This is a genomic window from Sporosarcina sp., from assembly GCF_029257255.1.
In the GTDB taxonomy this organism is placed as follows: domain Bacteria; phylum Bacillota; class Bacilli; order Bacillales_A; family Planococcaceae; genus Sporosarcina.
The window spans coordinates 24,299-40,912 of record NZ_JARICI010000040.1; the positions used below are offsets into that span (position 1 = coordinate 24,299).

Sequence of the window (16,614 nt, forward strand, 5' to 3'; positions counted from 1 at the left end):
ATAACCATAGATACAGTTGACAATCTTTGAATTACCCATTATGATAGTAATAACTTTAGTGTAGTAAAGCGATAAAGTATTTTAAAGAAAGAAAGGCGGTAGAAAGCATCTTGTATTCTGAAATTCTGGCAAATGAACATGAAAAACACGAAAAGATTATTGGAACATTAAGCAAACGTTTCACTACATATGGCTATAAGCGAATTAAAACATCGGCATTTGAAAAGTACGATTTATATTCAAATGTCCGCACATCGATCAATCAGAATGAAATGATCAAAGTGATTGATTATACAGGTGAAGTATTGGTATTGCGCCCGGACGTGACAATTCCTTTGACACAGGAACTTGTTCAGATGAATGGCAGTCTGCCTGAAGAGATGCGCTATTATTATGTGCAGGAAGTATTCCGACAGACCTTCCAGGAAAATGAAAAGATCGGAAAAACGCAAGCTGGTGTTGAGTATTTCTGTAAAAGCTCACCAGAAGCGGACGCCGAGACAATTATGCTGGCCTGTCATGCATTGAGAGACGTCGGATTTTCCGATGTCAAAATCGAAATTGGCTATGCAGGGTTCTTCACCGAATTAATAGCAGACCTATCGTTGACAATTCAACAGACTGCTGAGCTAAAAATATTAATTCAAGCGAAAAATGTTGTGGAGATCGGTCCTTTCTTAGAAAGTCTGCAGATTAATCCGTCAGTTAAAAAAGTACTCGAGCAACTGCCATTTTTATACGGTGCTCCTGAAACGGTTTTTGAAAGGCTTGAGAATCTGCAGGTAAGTGATTCTGTACAGCTGGCCATCGACTATTTACAGCAGACTTATCAGATTGTTGAACTATATGGCTTGAAGAAACATATCGTGATTGATCTCGGATTGATCAACCATATGGGTTATTACTCCGGAATCATTTTTCAAGGCTATGTAGAGAAGTTCGGAAAGCCGGTCCTGATGGGCGGACGCTATGATTCGTTAAGTGAAGAATTCGGCATCAAACGCCCAGCTATCGGCTTTGCCTGTGAGGTTGATTCACTCGTGAAAGCTGCTGCACATAAAGAAATGAAAGAGCGGTACAGCATAGATATCACGGTTACTTATGAAGAAAGCCGAATGAAATATGCATTAGACATCACCAATGAGTTGAGAGAACGTGATTATCGTGTGCTGTCAAAGCCACTGAATAGAGCATTTCATGCGCAAGACAGTCAGTATACGATCCAGCTGACAGATAATCGAAATACATTGACAGATGAAAAAGAAACGAATGAATTTACAGATTTCAAGGAATTACTGGACTTGATTGTGAGCAAGAAAGGGGTACCTGAATGGACTATTTAACGGTCGCCATGGCCAAAGGACGCACGGCTGAGCGGGCGATGAAATTTCTGGAGAAGTCAGATGTCCGATTTTCTGACTTTACAGATGAAAGCAGGAAGCTTGTCATCTATGATGATCAGCAGAAAATTAAACTCATCTTTGTCAAAGCGGTAGATGTACCGGTGTATGTGGAGAAAGGTGCAGCGGACGTAGGAATTGTGGGTAAAGACGTCATGATGGAAGACCCACGTGATGTCTATGAATTGCTTGACCTGGGAATCGGACGATGCAAATTAGCGGTAGCAGGATTTCCTGAAACACCAATAGACCATATTCCATTCCTGACAGTTGCATCAAAATATCCACTTGTTGCGAAGGAGTATTTTGACAAAAAAGGTGTACGTACAGAAATGATCAAGTTGAATGGCTCGATCGAACTGGCCCCGCTGATCGGCATGTCGGATGTCATTGTAGATATTGTAGAAACTGGAACCACATTAAAAGAAAATGGACTGGTTGTGCTGCAGGAAATTGCAGAAGTCAGTGCCCGTTTAATTGTGAATAAAGCGAGCTATGCAACGAAAACTGAAGACATACAGCAGTTCATTCGGGATATGAAAGAAGGATTGGAGGTACGTTCATGAAAACGATTCGCGGAAAAGAATTCAGGGAGGAACTGCTGCAGCGCAATGATTCAAGCCAGCCCGATTTGGAATTCGACCGAAATGTCCTGTCCATTATCGATTGTGTGCGGTCCAAGGGAGATCAGGCTGTTCTCAATTACACCGAGCGTTTTGACGGTGTAAAGCTCGAGCGGATGCTGGTAACGAGAGCTGAAATTCAAGAAGCTAAAAAGCAGGTAACAGAAGAATTTCTCCGTTCACTGCGTGCAGCTAAACAGAGAATTACAAGTTACCACGAAGCACAAAAAGAACAATCCTGGTTTTTGAATCAGAATGAAGGCATCATGCTTGGCCAGAAAGTAACTCCGATCGACAGCGTAGGAATTTACGTGCCGGGCGGAAAAGCAGCCTATCCTTCAACAGTGCTGATGAACGCACTACCTGCCAAAATAGCAGGAGTTTCACAGATTTCCATGGTAACACCGCCTCAGCGCGATGGTAAAATCAATCCTCACGTACTCGTGGCAGCAAATGAAGCAGGTGTGGACCGAATTTACAAAGTCGGCGGCGCGCAGGCGATTGCGGCACTTGCTTACGGAACGGAAACGATTGAAAAAGTCGTCAAAATTACTGGCCCTGGCAATGCATATGTTGCACGTGCGAAAAAATGGGTATTTGGGGATGTAGCGATTGATATGATTGCTGGCCCTAGTGAAATCTGTGTAGTAGCGGATGAAAATACCAATCCTATTTATGCTGCAGCCGATTTGCTGTCGCAAGCAGAACATGATGAACGGGCGGCAGCTGTATGTGTCACAACAAGCGAGACGTTTGCAAAAGCTCTGTCAGAAGAAGTAGACCGACAGCTTGAGGAACTTGACCGCAAAGAAATTGCAGCGCAGTCTATTGAACAATATGGACGCATCATTGTGGTTGACACATTGAAAGAAGCGTTCGATATCGTCAATCGACTGGCACCCGAACACTTGGAGCTCATGATCAATAATCCAATGGAACATTTGGCTTCAGTTAGAAATGCCGGAGCGATTTTCCTTGGGGAGCACGCCCCTGAAGCATTAGGGGATTATATGGCGGGACCGAATCATACCTTGCCAACAAGCGGAACAGCAGCATTTTCTTCTCCGCTTGGCGTTTATGATTTCATGAAAAAATCGAGTGTCATTTATTATTCTGAAGAAGCACTGGCGGAAGTGGCGGAAGATGTCATGGTTCTGGCTGAAGCAGAACAGCTGACAGGGCACGCCAACTCGATCAGAGTACGAAAGGCAGGAAAGTAAATGCGTAAAGAGCAGATTACACGACAAACAGGCGAGACAAATATTAACATGGATTTTTCTTTGGACGGCACAGGGAAAACGGAGATTCAGACAGGCGTCGGATTCTTCGATCATATGCTAACTGCTTTCACGAAGCACGGAAGATTTGATTTAGCAGTGAAGTGCGACGGTGATATTGAAGTGGACCAGCACCACTCCGTGGAAGATGTAGGGATTGTCTTAGGACAGGCTTTCAATAAATGCATCGGAACAAAAGAAGGAATCGAACGTTTTGCAACGGTCTCGACGCCAATGGATGAAGCGTTGTCCACCGCATCAATCGATATCAGTGGCAGATCATTCCTCGTTTTCAATGTAGAAGGAATGAAAGACAAAGTAGGTGATTTCGACACAGAACTGGTGGAAGAATTCTTCATCGCATTCACCAGTCACGCTAAAGTCACGCTACATATTAACCTGGACTACGGAAAAAACACGCACCATATCATCGAATCCGTCTTCAAAAGTTTCGGCCGTGCCCTGCGCGTTGCCAGCACCATCAACCCGGACATTCAGGGGGTTCCTTCTACTAAGGGGACGTTGTGAAATATTATGACTTTATAAAACTGAGTTTTTATTCAACATAAGTAGCTCTAATTATACTCTTTAACTTTCATACGATTTCTAGTTGATTGTAGTGAGAGCCGTCACGAAGAACGGCTTTTGCGAGTAAAAGCGAAGCGTTAGGAGCACATCTTTGCACTTCCAAGTCGGCTTACCACGGGCCCGCAAGACACGCGTCCACCCGCAGCGGAAATCAACGGTGCCTTAACTGCAATATATTTCATAAGGGGGAAGCAGAGAATGATTTTATTTCCGGCAATTGATATAAGAGGCGGCAAATGTGTGCGCCTGATTCAAGGGGACTACGACCAGGAAGTCATTTATAACGACTCACCGACTGATATGGCACAAGAATGGCAGCGTCAAGGAGCTGAATACATTCACGTCGTGGACCTCGACGGCGCCAAGACAGGTGATTCATTAAACAAACAAGCAATAGAAGCAATCGCAAAAGCTGTTACAGTACCCGTTCAAGTCGGCGGCGGTATTCGCAGCATGGACATCGTGGACTCGCATATATCAAATGGTGTGGCACGTGTCATCATTGGGACTGCAGCAATTCAAGATCCTAAATTTCTCAAGCAGGCAGTCGATAAATACGGCGATAAAATTGCAGTCTCCATCGATGCACGTAATGGTCTTGTCGCAACTGACGGCTGGACCGAAACAAGCGATGTCAAAGCAGTGGACTTACTGCAAGATTTGGCAAAAATCGGCGTCGCAACGGTTGTCTACACAGATATCATGAAAGACGGCATGCTGCAAGGTCCGAATTTTGAAGATCTGCAGACGATGAATGAGGCTTCTTCCATCGACATCATCGCGTCAGGTGGCGTCTCTACAGAACGAGATATTCAAAAATTGGCAGCGAAAGACATGTATGGCGCTATTATCGGCAAAGCATTGTATGAAGGCAAACTATCCTTAGAAAAACTACTGGAGGACGACAGTCATGTCAACAACTAAAAAAATCATTCCATGTTTAGACGTAGACAACCGCAAAGTTGTAAAAGGAAAGAAGTTTCTAGATGTTCAGGAAGTAGCAGATCCATTGACGCTGGCAAAAAAATATGTGGCTGACGGTGCAGATGAACTGGTGTTTTATGATATTTCCGCTTCTACGAAAAACCGTGGAATGTTTCTGGACTTAATAGAAGAAATCGCCAAAGAAGTACCGGTACCGTTCATTGTAGGCGGCGGGATCCGTACACTTGAAGATGTGGATAAAGTATTTGCACTCGGCGGCAATAAAGTTTCGATTAACAGCGCTGCACTGACAAATCCGGAACTCATTAAAGAAGTGGCAGATAAATACGGTTCAGAACGGGTCATGCTGTCGATGGATGTCCGTCAGACAGGCGAAGGGAAATGGACAGTATTCGCAAAAGGCGGTATGGAAGAAACCGACATCGATGCGATCGAGTGGGCAAAGAAAATGGAGAAGCTCGGTGCTGGTGAATTAGTCGTCAACAGCATCGATGAAGACGGAATTAAGGACGGTTACAGCATCGAGTTGAATAGAGCGATGGCTGAAGCTGTCAGCATCCCGATTATCGCAAGCGGCGGTGCAGGAAAACCTGAACACTTTAAAGAAGTGCTGACAGAAGGCAGAGCTGACGCGGCACTCGCAGCTTCTGTATTTCATTTCAATGAAATTAATATCCGAGATTTGAAAGAGTATTTGGCAGGAGAAAATATCCCAGTTAGGAATGACTAATATGACACTAGACATCAACTTACTTACATTCGACGACAAAGGTCTAATTCCGGCGATCGTCCAGGACGATCGTACGGGAGAGGTCCTTATGCTTGCCTATATGAATAAAGAATCGATTGAAAAAACCATAGAAACCAAGGAAACCTGGTTCTACAGCCGTTCTAGAAAGGAGCTGTGGAACAAAGGGGCAACTTCCGGCAATCGCCAGCAGGTAAAACGTATTTCAGCTGACTGCGATTCAGATACATTACTTATTCAGGTGACACCGCAAGGGCCAGCATGCCACACAGGAGAAAAAACCTGCTTCTTTACGACAGCTTTAGAGCTAGAAGAATCACTGCGTGAAGTAGTCTATGAAGTAATCGATGAAATTGCTGATCGCAAAAAGAATCCAATAGAAGGATCTTACACCACATATCTATTCAAAGAAGGTATTGATAAAGTTCTGAAGAAGGTAGGAGAGGAATCAACGGAAGTTGTCATTGGAGCGAAAAATGCGGATAAAGAAGAAGTGTCCAATGAAATCGCGGACCTGATCTATCACACGCTAGTCTTGATGAACATTCTCGATGTCGATTTGAAAGATGTTCAGCAAGTTTTGCGCGAAAGAAGACCGAAAAAGGAAGTGCTGCGCAATGAGTAGATTTCTGAGCACAGTTGCGAAGCGGACGGAACCTTATATTCCGGGTGAGCAGTTGAATCAGCCAGATATCATTAAGCTGAATACGAATGAAAATCCGTATCCGCCGAGTCCGGAAGTACTGACGGCGATTCAAAAGGCGCTTGAAGAAAATACTTTGCAGCGCTATCCGTCACCGACAGCAGACCCTTTACGTCATGCCATCGCAGATACTTACGGACTGAATGCCGACCAGGTATTTGTTGGCAACGGCTCTGATGAAGTGTTGGCATTCTCATTCATGGCATTTTTTGAACCCGGAAAAACGATTCGATTCCCGGAAATCAGCTACAGCTTTTATCCGGTATATTCAAAGATTTTTGATATTTCATTTGAAAAAGTCCCTTTGAATGAAGATTATACTTTACAGGCAGAGAAATTTTATGATTCAGAAGGCGGCGTTATTCTGCCGAATCCGAATGCACCTACAAGTTTGTATGCTGAACTGGATGTTATTGAAGGGATTCTCAAGAGAAATCCTGATCAAGTAGTCATCATAGATGAAGCTTATATTGATTTTGCAGGTCCTTCTGCGATGAAGCTGATTAGCCGTTATGATAATCTGCTGGTCATTCAGACGACTTCTAAGTCACGTGCGCTGGCAGGGTTGCGTGTAGGGTTTGCCCTTGGACATCCCGACCTGATTGCTGGACTGAATCGAATTAAAGATTCATTCAACTCCTATACAATCGATCGTTTAGCAATGGCAGGGGCTACAGCTGCATTTAAAGATCATGCGTATTTTTCGGAGAGTACAAAGAAAATCATCCGCACAAGAGAGCGTTCTGCCCAGCAACTTCAGGAGATGGGGTTTGATGTACTCCCTTCTGACGCAAACTTCTTGTTTGCCAAGCCCCTAAAACAAGATGCCAAGAAGCTTTATGAGCAGTTAAGAAGTCGGGGTATTCTAGTCCGTCACTTTGATCAAGCGGACATACGCGATTATCTGCGGATCACAATCGGTACAGAAGAGCAGATGGAAGTACTGTTTACTGTTTTAAAAGATTTGGAAAAGTGAATAGACTAAATAAAAAATCATTCACTATTGAATGGTTTTTTATTTATGTGTAATTACTAATATATATGACGAATGCCTGTAAAACAGCGTTTTAAGGTGGGTGTCATTAAACTGAATGTGCATATGTATACGAAACTATGTATTTTTTCGCATTATCTATTGTATTATTATACATTATGACTTATAATAATAAAAACGAAGCACGATTGGAGAGAATAATTCATGAAAACTAAAAATATAATCATCATTGGCGCGGCAGGAAGAGATTTCCATAACTTTAATACATACTACCGTAATAAAGAAGAGTACAATGTAGTTGCTTTTACAGCCACTCAGATTCCTGATATCGACGGTCGTAAATATCCCGCAGAACTTGCCGGCGAATTGTATCCTGAAGGTATTCCAATTTATTCACAGGATCAACTGCCTGAACTGATTAAAGACTTGAAGGCGGATGAATGTGTCTTCTCTTACAGTGATCTCAGCTACGAAAAAGTGATGGGTATTGGCGCAATTGTAAACTCAGCAGGCGCGAATTTCACATTGCTTGGCTCAAAAGCGACGATGATCAAGAGTAATAAGCCGGTCATTTCCGTTTGCGCAGTTAGAACAGGAACAGGAAAAAGCCAGACATCACGTAAAGTTATTGAAACATTACTCGAGCATGATTTGAAAGTAGTGGCGATCCGTCACCCAATGCCATACGGCGATCTGGCTGCACAGCGTGTTCAGCGTTATGCGACGGTTTCAGATTTCCAAAAGCACAACTGTACGATCGAAGAAATGGAAGAATACGAGCCGCACGTGGACCGCGGAAACATCATCTATGCAGGCGTAGATTACCAGGATATCTTGGATGCTGCAGAAAATGATCCAGACGGCTGTGACGTCATTCTATGGGATGGCGGAAATAACGACTTTTCATTCTATGAGCCGGACTTGGCAATTACCGTTTTAGATCCTCACCGCCCAGGACATGAATTGAAATATTATCCGGGTGAAGTATGCCTGCGTACAACGGATGTATCGATCATCAATAAAATCGACAGTGCACCTGAAGAAGCTATTCAGACAGTCGAAAATAATATTAAATTTGCAGCTCCGAATAGCACGATCATCAAAGCGGAGTCAAAAATTTCAGTAGATAACCCTGAAATTATCAAGGGTAAACGTGTATTGATCGTAGAAGACGGACCGACGCTGACACACGGCGAAATGAAATTAGGAGCAGGCGTAATTGCTGCCCAGCGTTTAGGTGCAGCAGAAATCATCGATCCTCGTCCATTTGCAGTCGGCAGCCTGATCACGACATTCGACAAATACACACATATCGACAGCATCTTGCCGGCAATGGGCTACGGCGAGCAACAGCTGAAAGATTTGGAAGCGACGATCAACGCAACTGACTGTGACGCAGTAATCATCGGAACACCGATGGATCTGTCACGTGTCATCAACATCAACAAACCATGCACGCGTGTTTATTATGATCTGGAGGAAGTCGGAAGTCCGAACCTCGAGACAGTCCTTAGCGATTTCATTGTAAAACATAACTTAGCTGCAACAAATGTATAATGTAAAATAAAAACTACCGCACCAGTGCCGAATGAAACTTCGGTTGCTGGTGCATTTTTCTGCTATACTAAAAGGTAACTAAGGGGGATCTGCTATGTTGAAATCAAAAATGATTGATCTCGTCATCGGGCTTGTGATGGCGTACTTTGCCTATGATCGAATCGCTGCAGGATCTACAGGAATGGGAATCTTCTTCATCGTACTTGCTGCGCTGAACCTTCTGGCATTCTTCATTAAGCTCAAAACCGACAGGGAACTGCGTGAGAAACACTCCACTACAACTACTCGTGACTGAGTCAAAATTCATATAAAACGAATCGGTTGTTCCTTTTTATGCAATCTTGTAGTATAATAACAGGATTGCAATTTTTGAAATGAGGCTAGAATCTAAATGAAAAAATCCATATACGGTTTGACAATCGAACAACTGACAAACTTCTTCATAGAAAACAAGCAGCAAAAGTTCCGTGCTGCACAAGTGTGGGACTGGCTTTACAAAAAGCGTGTGCTGTCATTTGATGAAATGAAAAACATCAGTAAAGAGACACGTGACTTGCTCGACGAACACTTCACGATCCAAACACTTGAGCAGAACGTCAAGCAAGTATCACAAGACGGCACAGTAAAATTCCTTTTCAAAATGACCGACGGGAACTTAATTGAAACCGTTCTGATGAAATTTCCTTACGGCTATTCTGTCTGCGTGACCACACAGGTCGGCTGTAATATCGGCTGCAGTTTCTGCGCGAGTGGATTGTTGCGTAAAAATCGTGACCTGGACGCTGGCGAAATTGTCGGTCAAATCATGAAAGTACAGGAACATCTGGATGGGAAAGGCGAAGACGAGCGTGTCAGTCACATCGTCGTCATGGGAATCGGCGAACCATTCGACAACTATACGAATCTGATGAACTTCCTTTACATCGTCAACGATCAAAAGGGACTATCAATCGGAGCGCGTCACATCACCGTATCGACAAGTGGTCTGACAGAAAAGATCAAGGAATTCGCAGAAGAAAATATCCAGATTAACTTAGCGGTTTCATTACACGCTCCAAACAATGAATTGCGTTCGAAGATCATGAAAATCAACAAAGCATTCCCGATTGAGAAATTGATGGACGCAATCAATTATTATTTGGAAACAACAAATCGCCGGATTACGTTTGAATATATTTTATTGCGCGATGTCAATGACCATGTAAAAGAAGCAGAAGAACTCGGAAGATTATTGGCGGATAAACGTCATTTATCTTACGTTAACTTGATTCCTTACAATCCTGTTGATGAACACGGTCAATATCAGCGAAGTGAACCGCAAGCTATTAAATCATTTTATGAAGCACTGAAACGCAAAGGCATTAACTGTGGTGTTCGTCTGGAAAACGGAACGGATATTGATGCAGCATGTGGACAATTGCGAAGTAAACAAATTAAAACAGCAAAAAAACAGCCGGCCGGAGAATAATCTCCAGCCGGCTTTTCCTATTTCTTCAGTAATTTGACCAGGAATTGAACGATGACAGAAATCGCCAGTCCAAATGAAGAAATGATGAACAGAGACAAGATACCGATCGCTTCCGAAAATTCATTGTCCATCATAATGAAGCTTCGGAACATTTCAGCAAACGCGAGTACCAGTACGACCATGAACATCTTGAAGGCAATATGTAATTGATAAAAAAGTAATAGGGAACTGACGATACCGACAATCAGCCCGAACACCGCGAATGATAAGTAATTGTTGACGACCAAATCATGCCCGAGAACAGTCCGCACACCCAAAATGAGCAGAACAAACGAAATCAATCCGGTAAAAAAACCGACTTTCCAATAACGAGAATCCAACACGTACACCTGCTTTCCTTTCCTAGTATAGCGGAATCAGCGCCGGTCGTCATGTCTTTCGTCACCGGCTGCCGATCATTTTAACCGCTTCAGATCCTTCAGTAATTCATCTTGGTATGTTTCATTGGAGAAACTATACTCCTTCATTATATAGCCTTCGGAATCCATCAAATAAAAGTTCGTGCCGTGCACCACCTGTGTTGAAGCATCATGCTTTAGAACGAACGTCTGAAACTCTTCACGGGCAAAGGCCTCTAGCTCTTGCTGGGAATAGCCGGTGAGCAGATGCCAGTTGGTCTCGTCGGTAGTAAAATTGGCTATATAGCTCTTCAAAGTTGCTGGATCATCCACTTCGGAATCAACAGAGAACGAAACCAATTGTACGTCAATGCCTTCTTTTTTCAGCAAATTTTGAAGACTGGCGAACTCACTCGTCAACGTCGGACAGATCGTCGTACAGGAAGTGAATACGAAATCAGCGATCCATGGTTTGCCCTTTAGCTGTTCAGTGCCGAATGCATCTCCGTTCTGATCAGTGAAAGAGAAGGAACGAACTTGTTTTCCGCGTTCAAGCGGCTCACTGCAACTGGCTAAGAGTAGTATCGATAGCAATAAAATAGGGAGCAGCCGTTTCATTTACTTTTCACTCCTTTGCCCTAGTTCTGTAGGAAGAGGCAGCTCGATTATGACAGAAGTATGGGTTGATTCATTCGACACGTCCAATGTACCTTGATGTAATCTGATAATTTCTTTGACGATTGATAGACCCAGCCCTGATCCGCCAGTAGTACGGTTGCGAGCTTTGTCGGTGCGGAAAAACCGTTCGCCGATACGGGCTACATCTTCATCACCGATCGTTACACCGTCATTGGAAATCTGATATGTCACACCTGACTCACTTGCCACCAAACGAATCATGATTTCCTGCTGAGCGTATTTCACTGCGTTGTCAATCGTATTATAGAAGACTTGCTGCAGGCGCTTCGGATCACCTAGTAGAATCAATTCCTCATCAATTGCTGTCTGTATATGGATGCCTTTTTCTTTCATCCGGATTTCAAAAAGCTCAAGTGTATCGAACAGCAGCTGGGCAATTGCAATCGGTTCATTTTCGAGCGTATATAAATCCTGTTCAAGATGATTTAGCTCAACTAAATCATGAATCAGCTTTTTCAGCCGTTCAGTTTCCTTTTCGATCGTCGACAGATATTGTTTAACGTCTTCAGGCGAACGGTCGATTTTATCTCTTGATAGCTGTGCATAGCCGCTAATATACGTTAGAGGCGTGCGCAGTTCATGCACAATGTTCGAAGTGAAATCTTTTTTTCGCTGATCCTGTTCTTCTAATGAACGGCTCATGGAATTAAAGGCCGATGCCAATTTTCCGATTTCATCCGTTCGTCCGGTTTCCAGCCGATTGGAATAATCACCTTTTGAGACGCTTTCAGAGTATGTCTGCAAGGTCTGCAATGGCTCAAATAATGAGCGCCAAACACGCTTTAGGATGAAGAAGAGCAGAAGGAAAAAGACGGCTCCGACCACCAACATAATCGGGAGGCTGTCACGGAAAACATCCTGGATGGCTGCAAGCGGTACGTAAATGTATATGAACCCGATAAGTCCGTTTTCGCCTTTTATCGGAAAAATTCCGCCGAAGATTTCCCTGTTTAATTCCTTAACATAGCCTTCCTTCATAACAGGTTGCCCTGTTTCCAGTGTTTCCTCATCGCTTTCATTGACTAATGATTGGTAATCCAGCTGATAGGGGAAGAAGGAAGTCAGATCATCCAGCCGATCGACGACGATGATTTCATATTCCGAGACGATATTGTACCATTGGATTTTTTCAATAATAGTATCGCTTAATTCGCCGTAATGATAATGCGACGCAGTGCGGTTTCCTTGATAGATAATTGATTCTTTAATGCGTTCTTTATAAAGATCTGTGTACAAATAATGAATGAAGAAAAACGAGAAAAGAATGGTGCAGGCGATACTCCCTATGAATACCAGCAGCATTTTTTTGCTGAGGTTCAGGTTGTTCATTGAGGATCCTCAAGCTTATAGCCAATGCCCCAGACCGTTTCGATCATTTTTCCTGCGTCACCAAGCTTTAGGCGAAGCGTCTTAATATGCGTATCGATGGTCCGTTCACTGCTCTGATGGTCATCTCCCCAAATCAATTCGAGCAGCTGTTCACGGGAATAGGCCCGTCCTTTATGCTTTGTTAGCAGCTGTAATAAGCTGAATTCCTTCAATGTTAAATTCAATGGCCTGCCGTCTAGCTGAGCTGTATAAGAATCTTCATTGATAGTTAAAGGACCTACCTGCAAAATAAACGGATCTGGGTTCTGCCGGTAGGTCCGCCTCAATACCGCTTCAATGCGTGCTACTAGCTCGCCGGGCATGAAGGGCTTGACGATATAATCATCTCCGCCGAGTTTCAGCCCTTGTACTTTATCCCATTCTTCACCCCTGGCAGATAGAAAGATCAGCGGCACTTCAGCTATTCGTTTGACTTCCTGGGCAAAAGTAAAGCCATCCATATAGGGCATCATGACATCAACGATGCATAAATCAATATCATGCTTTTTAACGGCTGCCAATGCCTGAATACCATCTCCTGCTTCCTCAACCTTATAACCTGCATCTTCCAAAATCATCCGAATCAAATCCCGCATTTGCGGTTCGTCGTCTATAACTAAAATGTGGTAACTCATTATAATTCTCCTCACTTCACTTGTTCGATAGTGTAATTTTCCAGAAAACTTGTGAACTCTGAATGAAGTTTCAAGAAGTTGTTGAAACTTCATTAAAATTTCGCAATCGTATCTTATAATCATAACAGCTAAAACATTTGAAGGAGAATGAAAAAATGAAACGTTTCGGAATTTTATTTATGGCGGTTGCAATGACAGGTGCGCTGGCGGCCTGCAGTCAGGAAGAGGATGTGCCGACGGATGCAGAACTGCCGGAAATACTGGAAGTAGAACTGACTGTACCTGAACAGGCTGAAGCGGGCGAATCCGTTGAACTGTCTGCGCTTGTTACACAAGGTGATGAAAAAGTCGATGATGCATCTGAAGTATCATATGAAGTATGGGAAGACGGAAAGAAAGACACTAGCATTCATATAGAATCAACAAATGAAAATGACGGAAGATATACGGCAATCATGACGTTTGACCATGACGCGCTGTACACTGTCCAAGTTCACGTAACTGCACGGGAAATGCATATCATGCCTGAAAAGCAGATTCAGATCGGTGAAGCTTCTGCACATCATGACGCCGAGAACGAGCACCATGATTCTAAAGGCGAACACCATGAACACGGCCAGACTGCAGGCCTCGCTATTCACTTTATGCAGCCTGAAGATACTAAGGTAAAAACGGATACTGAATTGATGACACATGTTGCCCTTGAAGGAGCACCGTTAGAAAACACACACGTTCGCTACGAAATTGCTGATCCCGATAATGAAATCAAGTGGGTGGAGACAGACGAATCAAAGCCGGGCGAATATATTGCCAGTTATCAATTTCCTAAAGCAGGAAAATACAATGTAACTATTCACATCAAAAGTGATACGCTTCATGAACATGAAAAACATGTAATTGAAGTGAAATAATAATTCCGCACCTGCCAATCTTCTCATTGGCGGGTTTTTAATGTTAACACTCGAAATTAGCGCAGAAAAGCGGTACACTGGGTAGAGTGATAAATTATACAATTTAGAGGAGCGTTAACATGACAAACTACCCTAAAAAAACATGTTCAATTGAACGCCTGGTAACTATTCCTGAAGACGTGCAAAAGGTACTTGAAGGTGAAAAGTGGGCAACAAGACGTAATGGAGTCTACGCATATCCTGGTGAAGTGATGACCCTTGAAGGCAAAGACTACAGTATCGATAAATTGTATGTACAGACGCTTGGAGAACTGACAGATGAAGATGCCAAATCTGAAGGTCACAAGACCGTTGAGGAATACAAACATGCAATGCTTTCGATTCACGATAAAATGCCTTGGCTTCCTCAAATGAAAGTATGGGTGCACGAATACAGCCCTATTCAGAAATGATGTAATTTATGAGTCTCTATTACGGAGCAGTTGTTTTTGCGCACGTAGTATCGGCTGTCATTTCAGTAGGACCATTATTCCTATTGTTGCCGCTGATCCGTCGGCTGCGCACTGCCAAAGGAGAAGCAGAAGATATCTATCTGTCATTCATCCGGGTAATTATCCGGCTAGTCATGCATGCAGGTCACGTTCTAGTTGGGACAGGCATATTGTTGATCCTATTTGGTCCTTGGCCATGGCACAGTTCTTGGGTGATTCTCACATTAGGGATCATGTTGCTGTCTGCTTTCTTCCTGGCTACAGGTTTTTCATCTGTTTTGAAGAAATTTCATGAGTCAGGTACGGACAGACAATCGACCCTTGATAAATTGCATCGCACAGCCTGGGTTTACATTGGATTGCTGATAATCATGCTCTGGCTGATGGTACAAAAACCATCAATCTGGTAAATTACATAACGATCAAAAAGATGTGTACAGAGCTGCACATCTTTTTTTATGGAAGATAGTGTTTGACAGTGAAAAACACAACGAATAAGATGGAGTTAGCTGCATTTGTGAAAGGAAAGATTAGATATTATGAAAATGAGAACACTCGGATTGCTGACAGTTCTAAGCCTTCTACTTACAGGCTGCAATGGGAACCAAAGTAGCCAAATCATTAAAATTGGAACAACAGAAGGAATATATGCACAAGTAATCGATAAAGCACTTGTGCCAGCATTAAAAGAGCAAGGCTACAAAGCGGACGTAGTGAAATACAGTGATTTGATCGAGCCTAATACTGAATTGGCAGAAGGTGAAATTGATGCAAATCTGTTTCAGCAATCAATCTATCTGGAACAATTCAAAGAAGAATACGACTTGGACATTACGGCGTTGACGGAAGTGCCAAGCGTTGGTCTTGGGTTATATTCCAATTCCATTACTTCACTTGAAGATATTCCTGACGGTGCACTCATTACCATCCCAAACGACGAACTGGGTACAGCCAGAGCACTGCGCTTTCTGGAACAACAGGACATGCTGACACTTGATCCGGATGCATCTCCATACAGTGTCAATGAACAGCAAATCGCAAGCAACCCTAAAAAACTGCAAATCCAGCCTGTCATTACGTCTCAACTGATCGCGTCACTTGCGAGCGGACATGCGGCAGTCATTCCCGATAACTATATCCTGGTGAATGAAATGGAGTTGGAAGACGCACTTGCTGAAGAACAGCTGAGTGATGATTTGAAATATATCATTGCAGTGAAAGATACTGACATAGAAGAAGATTTCGCCAAAGCACTGGAGAAAGCCGTTCAGTCTGATTCGTTTAAGAAAGCAATGCAAAAAGAATTTCAGGGATTTGGCGAGTGAACTAGGTTCCTGTAAATATCGTCTCCACTAACGTAGGGACGTTTTTATTCATACTATAAAGAGGTGACAATGTTGGGAGAATTGTTAATTATATTCATCGTATTGGCGATACTGGTAATCCTCGTACAAACACTGCTCTATCATCATCGTTTTGGTAGGAATACAGGCATCTGGATATTTAACATAGTGATCGTTGCGGTCGTCTGTTTCATTGCATACACTTCATTGCCTGAAAATGAAACGGGTAAGAAAATGATTGCACTTATACTTGGCGGAGTCGGGGCAGCCGGTTTTATACTCGGGATAGTGGGCAAGAAAAACACTATCATTGCAAAAATTCTTCTGTCGGTTTCAATGATTGGACTATCATTGTTTTTATTTTTCGGAATGTAAAAATGTACGGCTTCCATCTGTTATGGAGCCGTACATTTTTTTAGTTATCGGACGAACTGTCGATTCTGAAAGTCGACATCCTGATAATACG

At 43.1% G+C, this 16,614-nt stretch carries 20 protein-coding genes; 16 read left to right on the top strand and 4 right to left on the bottom strand.

Translation table 11 applies throughout. The annotated features are described in order from the left end of the window. Positions 1-110: 110 nt before the first annotated feature. The 11 genes from hisZ to rlmN all read left to right on the top strand — a co-directional run bounded on the left by hisZ (position 111) and on the right by rlmN (position 10,303). Positions 111-1,343: an ATP phosphoribosyltransferase regulatory subunit gene (gene hisZ, locus Q1J64_RS08860; protein WP_301108706.1), complete on the top strand. Its 1,233-nt coding sequence runs from the start codon at positions 111-113 to the stop codon at positions 1,341-1,343. Then, the gene (gene hisG / locus Q1J64_RS08865) at positions 1,331-1,966 is read left to right on the top strand and encodes an ATP phosphoribosyltransferase (RefSeq protein ID WP_301108707.1); all 636 of its coding nucleotides are present in this window, start codon (positions 1,331-1,333) and stop codon (positions 1,964-1,966) included. The genes hisZ and hisG overlap by 13 nt, the downstream gene beginning before the upstream one ends. Beyond that, a complete protein-coding gene (hisD, locus tag Q1J64_RS08870; protein ID WP_301108708.1) occupies positions 1,963-3,243 on the top strand; it encodes a histidinol dehydrogenase in 1,281 nt (426 codons plus the stop codon). The genes hisG and hisD overlap by 4 nt, the downstream gene beginning before the upstream one ends. Then, the gene (hisB, locus tag Q1J64_RS08875) at positions 3,244-3,828 is read left to right on the top strand and encodes an imidazoleglycerol-phosphate dehydratase HisB (RefSeq protein WP_301108709.1); all 585 of its coding nucleotides are present in this window, start codon (positions 3,244-3,246) and stop codon (positions 3,826-3,828) included. 258 nt (positions 3,829-4,086) lie between these two features. Continuing rightward, entirely contained in the window at positions 4,087-4,812 is a 726-nt protein-coding gene (gene hisA, locus Q1J64_RS08880) for a 1-(5-phosphoribosyl)-5-[(5-phosphoribosylamino)methylideneamino]imidazole-4-carboxamide isomerase (RefSeq protein ID WP_301108710.1), read from the top strand. After that, entirely contained in the window at positions 4,799-5,563 is a 765-nt protein-coding gene (hisF, locus tag Q1J64_RS08885) for an imidazole glycerol phosphate synthase subunit HisF (protein WP_301108711.1), read from the top strand. Before hisA ends, hisF begins: the two co-directional genes overlap by 14 nt. Continuing rightward, positions 5,556-6,206: a bifunctional phosphoribosyl-AMP cyclohydrolase/phosphoribosyl-ATP diphosphatase HisIE gene (gene hisIE / locus Q1J64_RS08890; RefSeq protein WP_301108712.1), complete on the top strand. Its 651-nt coding sequence runs from the start codon at positions 5,556-5,558 to the stop codon at positions 6,204-6,206. The genes hisF and hisIE overlap by 8 nt, the downstream gene beginning before the upstream one ends. After that, a complete protein-coding gene (gene hisC / locus Q1J64_RS08895) occupies positions 6,199-7,260 on the top strand; it encodes a histidinol-phosphate transaminase (RefSeq protein WP_301108713.1) in 1,062 nt (353 codons plus the stop codon). Before hisIE ends, hisC begins: the two co-directional genes overlap by 8 nt. A gap of 222 nt (positions 7,261-7,482) precedes the next feature. Beyond that, positions 7,483-8,835 carry a cyclic 2,3-diphosphoglycerate synthase gene (locus Q1J64_RS08900; protein WP_301108714.1) on the top strand — a complete coding sequence of 451 codons (1,353 nt, stop codon included), beginning with the start codon at positions 7,483-7,485 and terminating at the stop codon, positions 8,833-8,835. A 94-nt stretch (positions 8,836-8,929) separates the two neighbouring features. Beyond that, a complete protein-coding gene (locus Q1J64_RS08905; RefSeq protein ID WP_301108715.1) occupies positions 8,930-9,130 on the top strand; it encodes a hypothetical protein in 201 nt (66 codons plus the stop codon). A gap of 96 nt (positions 9,131-9,226) precedes the next feature. Further along, positions 9,227-10,303: a dual-specificity RNA methyltransferase RlmN gene (rlmN, locus tag Q1J64_RS08910; protein ID WP_301108716.1), complete on the top strand. Its 1,077-nt coding sequence runs from the start codon at positions 9,227-9,229 to the stop codon at positions 10,301-10,303. 17 nt (positions 10,304-10,320) lie between these two features. On the opposite strand, the gene Q1J64_RS08915 is transcribed toward rlmN, so the two are convergent. The 4 genes from Q1J64_RS08915 to Q1J64_RS08930 all read right to left on the bottom strand — a co-directional run bounded on the left by Q1J64_RS08915 (position 10,321) and on the right by Q1J64_RS08930 (position 13,403). Next, positions 10,321-10,683, bottom strand: a complete 363-nt coding sequence (locus tag Q1J64_RS08915; protein WP_301108717.1) for a hypothetical protein — start codon at positions 10,681-10,683, stop codon at positions 10,321-10,323. A 75-nt stretch (positions 10,684-10,758) separates the two neighbouring features. After that, positions 10,759-11,319 (bottom strand): SCO family protein, encoded by a 561-nt coding sequence (locus Q1J64_RS08920; RefSeq protein ID WP_301108718.1) that lies wholly within the window; start codon positions 11,317-11,319, stop codon positions 10,759-10,761. Continuing rightward, a complete protein-coding gene (locus Q1J64_RS08925) occupies positions 11,320-12,729 on the bottom strand; it encodes a sensor histidine kinase (RefSeq protein WP_301108719.1) in 1,410 nt (469 codons plus the stop codon). Next, positions 12,726-13,403, bottom strand: coding sequence for a response regulator transcription factor (locus Q1J64_RS08930; protein ID WP_301108720.1), 678 nt, complete (start codon positions 13,401-13,403; stop codon positions 12,726-12,728). Before Q1J64_RS08930 ends, Q1J64_RS08925 begins: the two co-directional genes overlap by 4 nt. Positions 13,404-13,558: 155 nt before the next feature. Here Q1J64_RS08930 and Q1J64_RS08935 point away from each other — a divergent pair, with 155 nt between their 5' ends. The 5 genes from Q1J64_RS08935 (at position 13,559) to Q1J64_RS08955 (ending at position 16,523) form a co-directional block, all read left to right on the top strand. Beyond that, positions 13,559-14,314, top strand: coding sequence for a FixH family protein (locus Q1J64_RS08935; RefSeq protein WP_301108721.1), 756 nt, complete (start codon positions 13,559-13,561; stop codon positions 14,312-14,314). Between the two features lie 119 nt (positions 14,315-14,433). Then, a complete protein-coding gene (locus Q1J64_RS08940; RefSeq protein WP_301108722.1) occupies positions 14,434-14,766 on the top strand; it encodes an ASCH domain-containing protein in 333 nt (110 codons plus the stop codon). An 8-nt stretch (positions 14,767-14,774) separates the two neighbouring features. After that, positions 14,775-15,215, top strand: coding sequence for a hypothetical protein (locus Q1J64_RS08945; RefSeq protein ID WP_301108723.1), 441 nt, complete (start codon positions 14,775-14,777; stop codon positions 15,213-15,215). A gap of 129 nt (positions 15,216-15,344) precedes the next feature. Then, the gene (locus tag Q1J64_RS08950; RefSeq protein WP_301108724.1) at positions 15,345-16,130 is read left to right on the top strand and encodes a MetQ/NlpA family ABC transporter substrate-binding protein; all 786 of its coding nucleotides are present in this window, start codon (positions 15,345-15,347) and stop codon (positions 16,128-16,130) included. A 69-nt stretch (positions 16,131-16,199) separates the two neighbouring features. Further along, a complete protein-coding gene (locus Q1J64_RS08955; RefSeq protein ID WP_301108725.1) occupies positions 16,200-16,523 on the top strand; it encodes a hypothetical protein in 324 nt (107 codons plus the stop codon). Positions 16,524-16,614: the final 91 nt, after the last annotated feature.

Excerpts from the sequence above, each read along its gene's own strand:
- Q1J64_RS08930 (WP_301108720.1), bottom strand. The coding sequence starts at position 13,403 with ATGAGTTACCACATTTTAGTTATAGACGACGAACCGCAAATGCGGGAT.
- hisIE (WP_301108712.1), top strand. The coding sequence starts at position 5,556 with ATGACTAATATGACACTAGACATCAACTTACTTACATTCGACGACAAA.
- rlmN (WP_301108716.1), top strand. The coding sequence starts at position 9,227 with ATGAAAAAATCCATATACGGTTTGACAATCGAACAACTGACAAACTTC.
- hisG (WP_301108707.1), top strand. The coding sequence starts at position 1,331 with ATGGACTATTTAACGGTCGCCATGGCCAAAGGACGCACGGCTGAGCGG.
- hisF (WP_301108711.1), top strand. The coding sequence starts at position 4,799 with ATGTCAACAACTAAAAAAATCATTCCATGTTTAGACGTAGACAACCGC.
- Q1J64_RS08940 (WP_301108722.1), top strand. The coding sequence starts at position 14,434 with ATGACAAACTACCCTAAAAAAACATGTTCAATTGAACGCCTGGTAACT.
- hisC (WP_301108713.1), top strand. The coding sequence starts at position 6,199 with ATGAGTAGATTTCTGAGCACAGTTGCGAAGCGGACGGAACCTTATATT.
- Q1J64_RS08920 (WP_301108718.1), bottom strand. The coding sequence starts at position 11,319 with ATGAAACGGCTGCTCCCTATTTTATTGCTATCGATACTACTCTTAGCC.
- Q1J64_RS08945 (WP_301108723.1), top strand. The coding sequence starts at position 14,775 with ATGAGTCTCTATTACGGAGCAGTTGTTTTTGCGCACGTAGTATCGGCT.
- Q1J64_RS08955 (WP_301108725.1), top strand. The coding sequence starts at position 16,200 with ATGTTGGGAGAATTGTTAATTATATTCATCGTATTGGCGATACTGGTA.
- hisD (WP_301108708.1), top strand. The coding sequence starts at position 1,963 with ATGAAAACGATTCGCGGAAAAGAATTCAGGGAGGAACTGCTGCAGCGC.
- Q1J64_RS08905 (WP_301108715.1), top strand. The coding sequence starts at position 8,930 with ATGTTGAAATCAAAAATGATTGATCTCGTCATCGGGCTTGTGATGGCG.
- Q1J64_RS08925 (WP_301108719.1), bottom strand. The coding sequence starts at position 12,729 with ATGAACAACCTGAACCTCAGCAAAAAAATGCTGCTGGTATTCATAGGG.
- hisB (WP_301108709.1), top strand. The coding sequence starts at position 3,244 with ATGCGTAAAGAGCAGATTACACGACAAACAGGCGAGACAAATATTAAC.
- Q1J64_RS08935 (WP_301108721.1), top strand. The coding sequence starts at position 13,559 with ATGAAACGTTTCGGAATTTTATTTATGGCGGTTGCAATGACAGGTGCG.
- Q1J64_RS08950 (WP_301108724.1), top strand. The coding sequence starts at position 15,345 with ATGAAAATGAGAACACTCGGATTGCTGACAGTTCTAAGCCTTCTACTT.
- Q1J64_RS08900 (WP_301108714.1), top strand. The coding sequence starts at position 7,483 with ATGAAAACTAAAAATATAATCATCATTGGCGCGGCAGGAAGAGATTTC.
- hisA (WP_301108710.1), top strand. The coding sequence starts at position 4,087 with ATGATTTTATTTCCGGCAATTGATATAAGAGGCGGCAAATGTGTGCGC.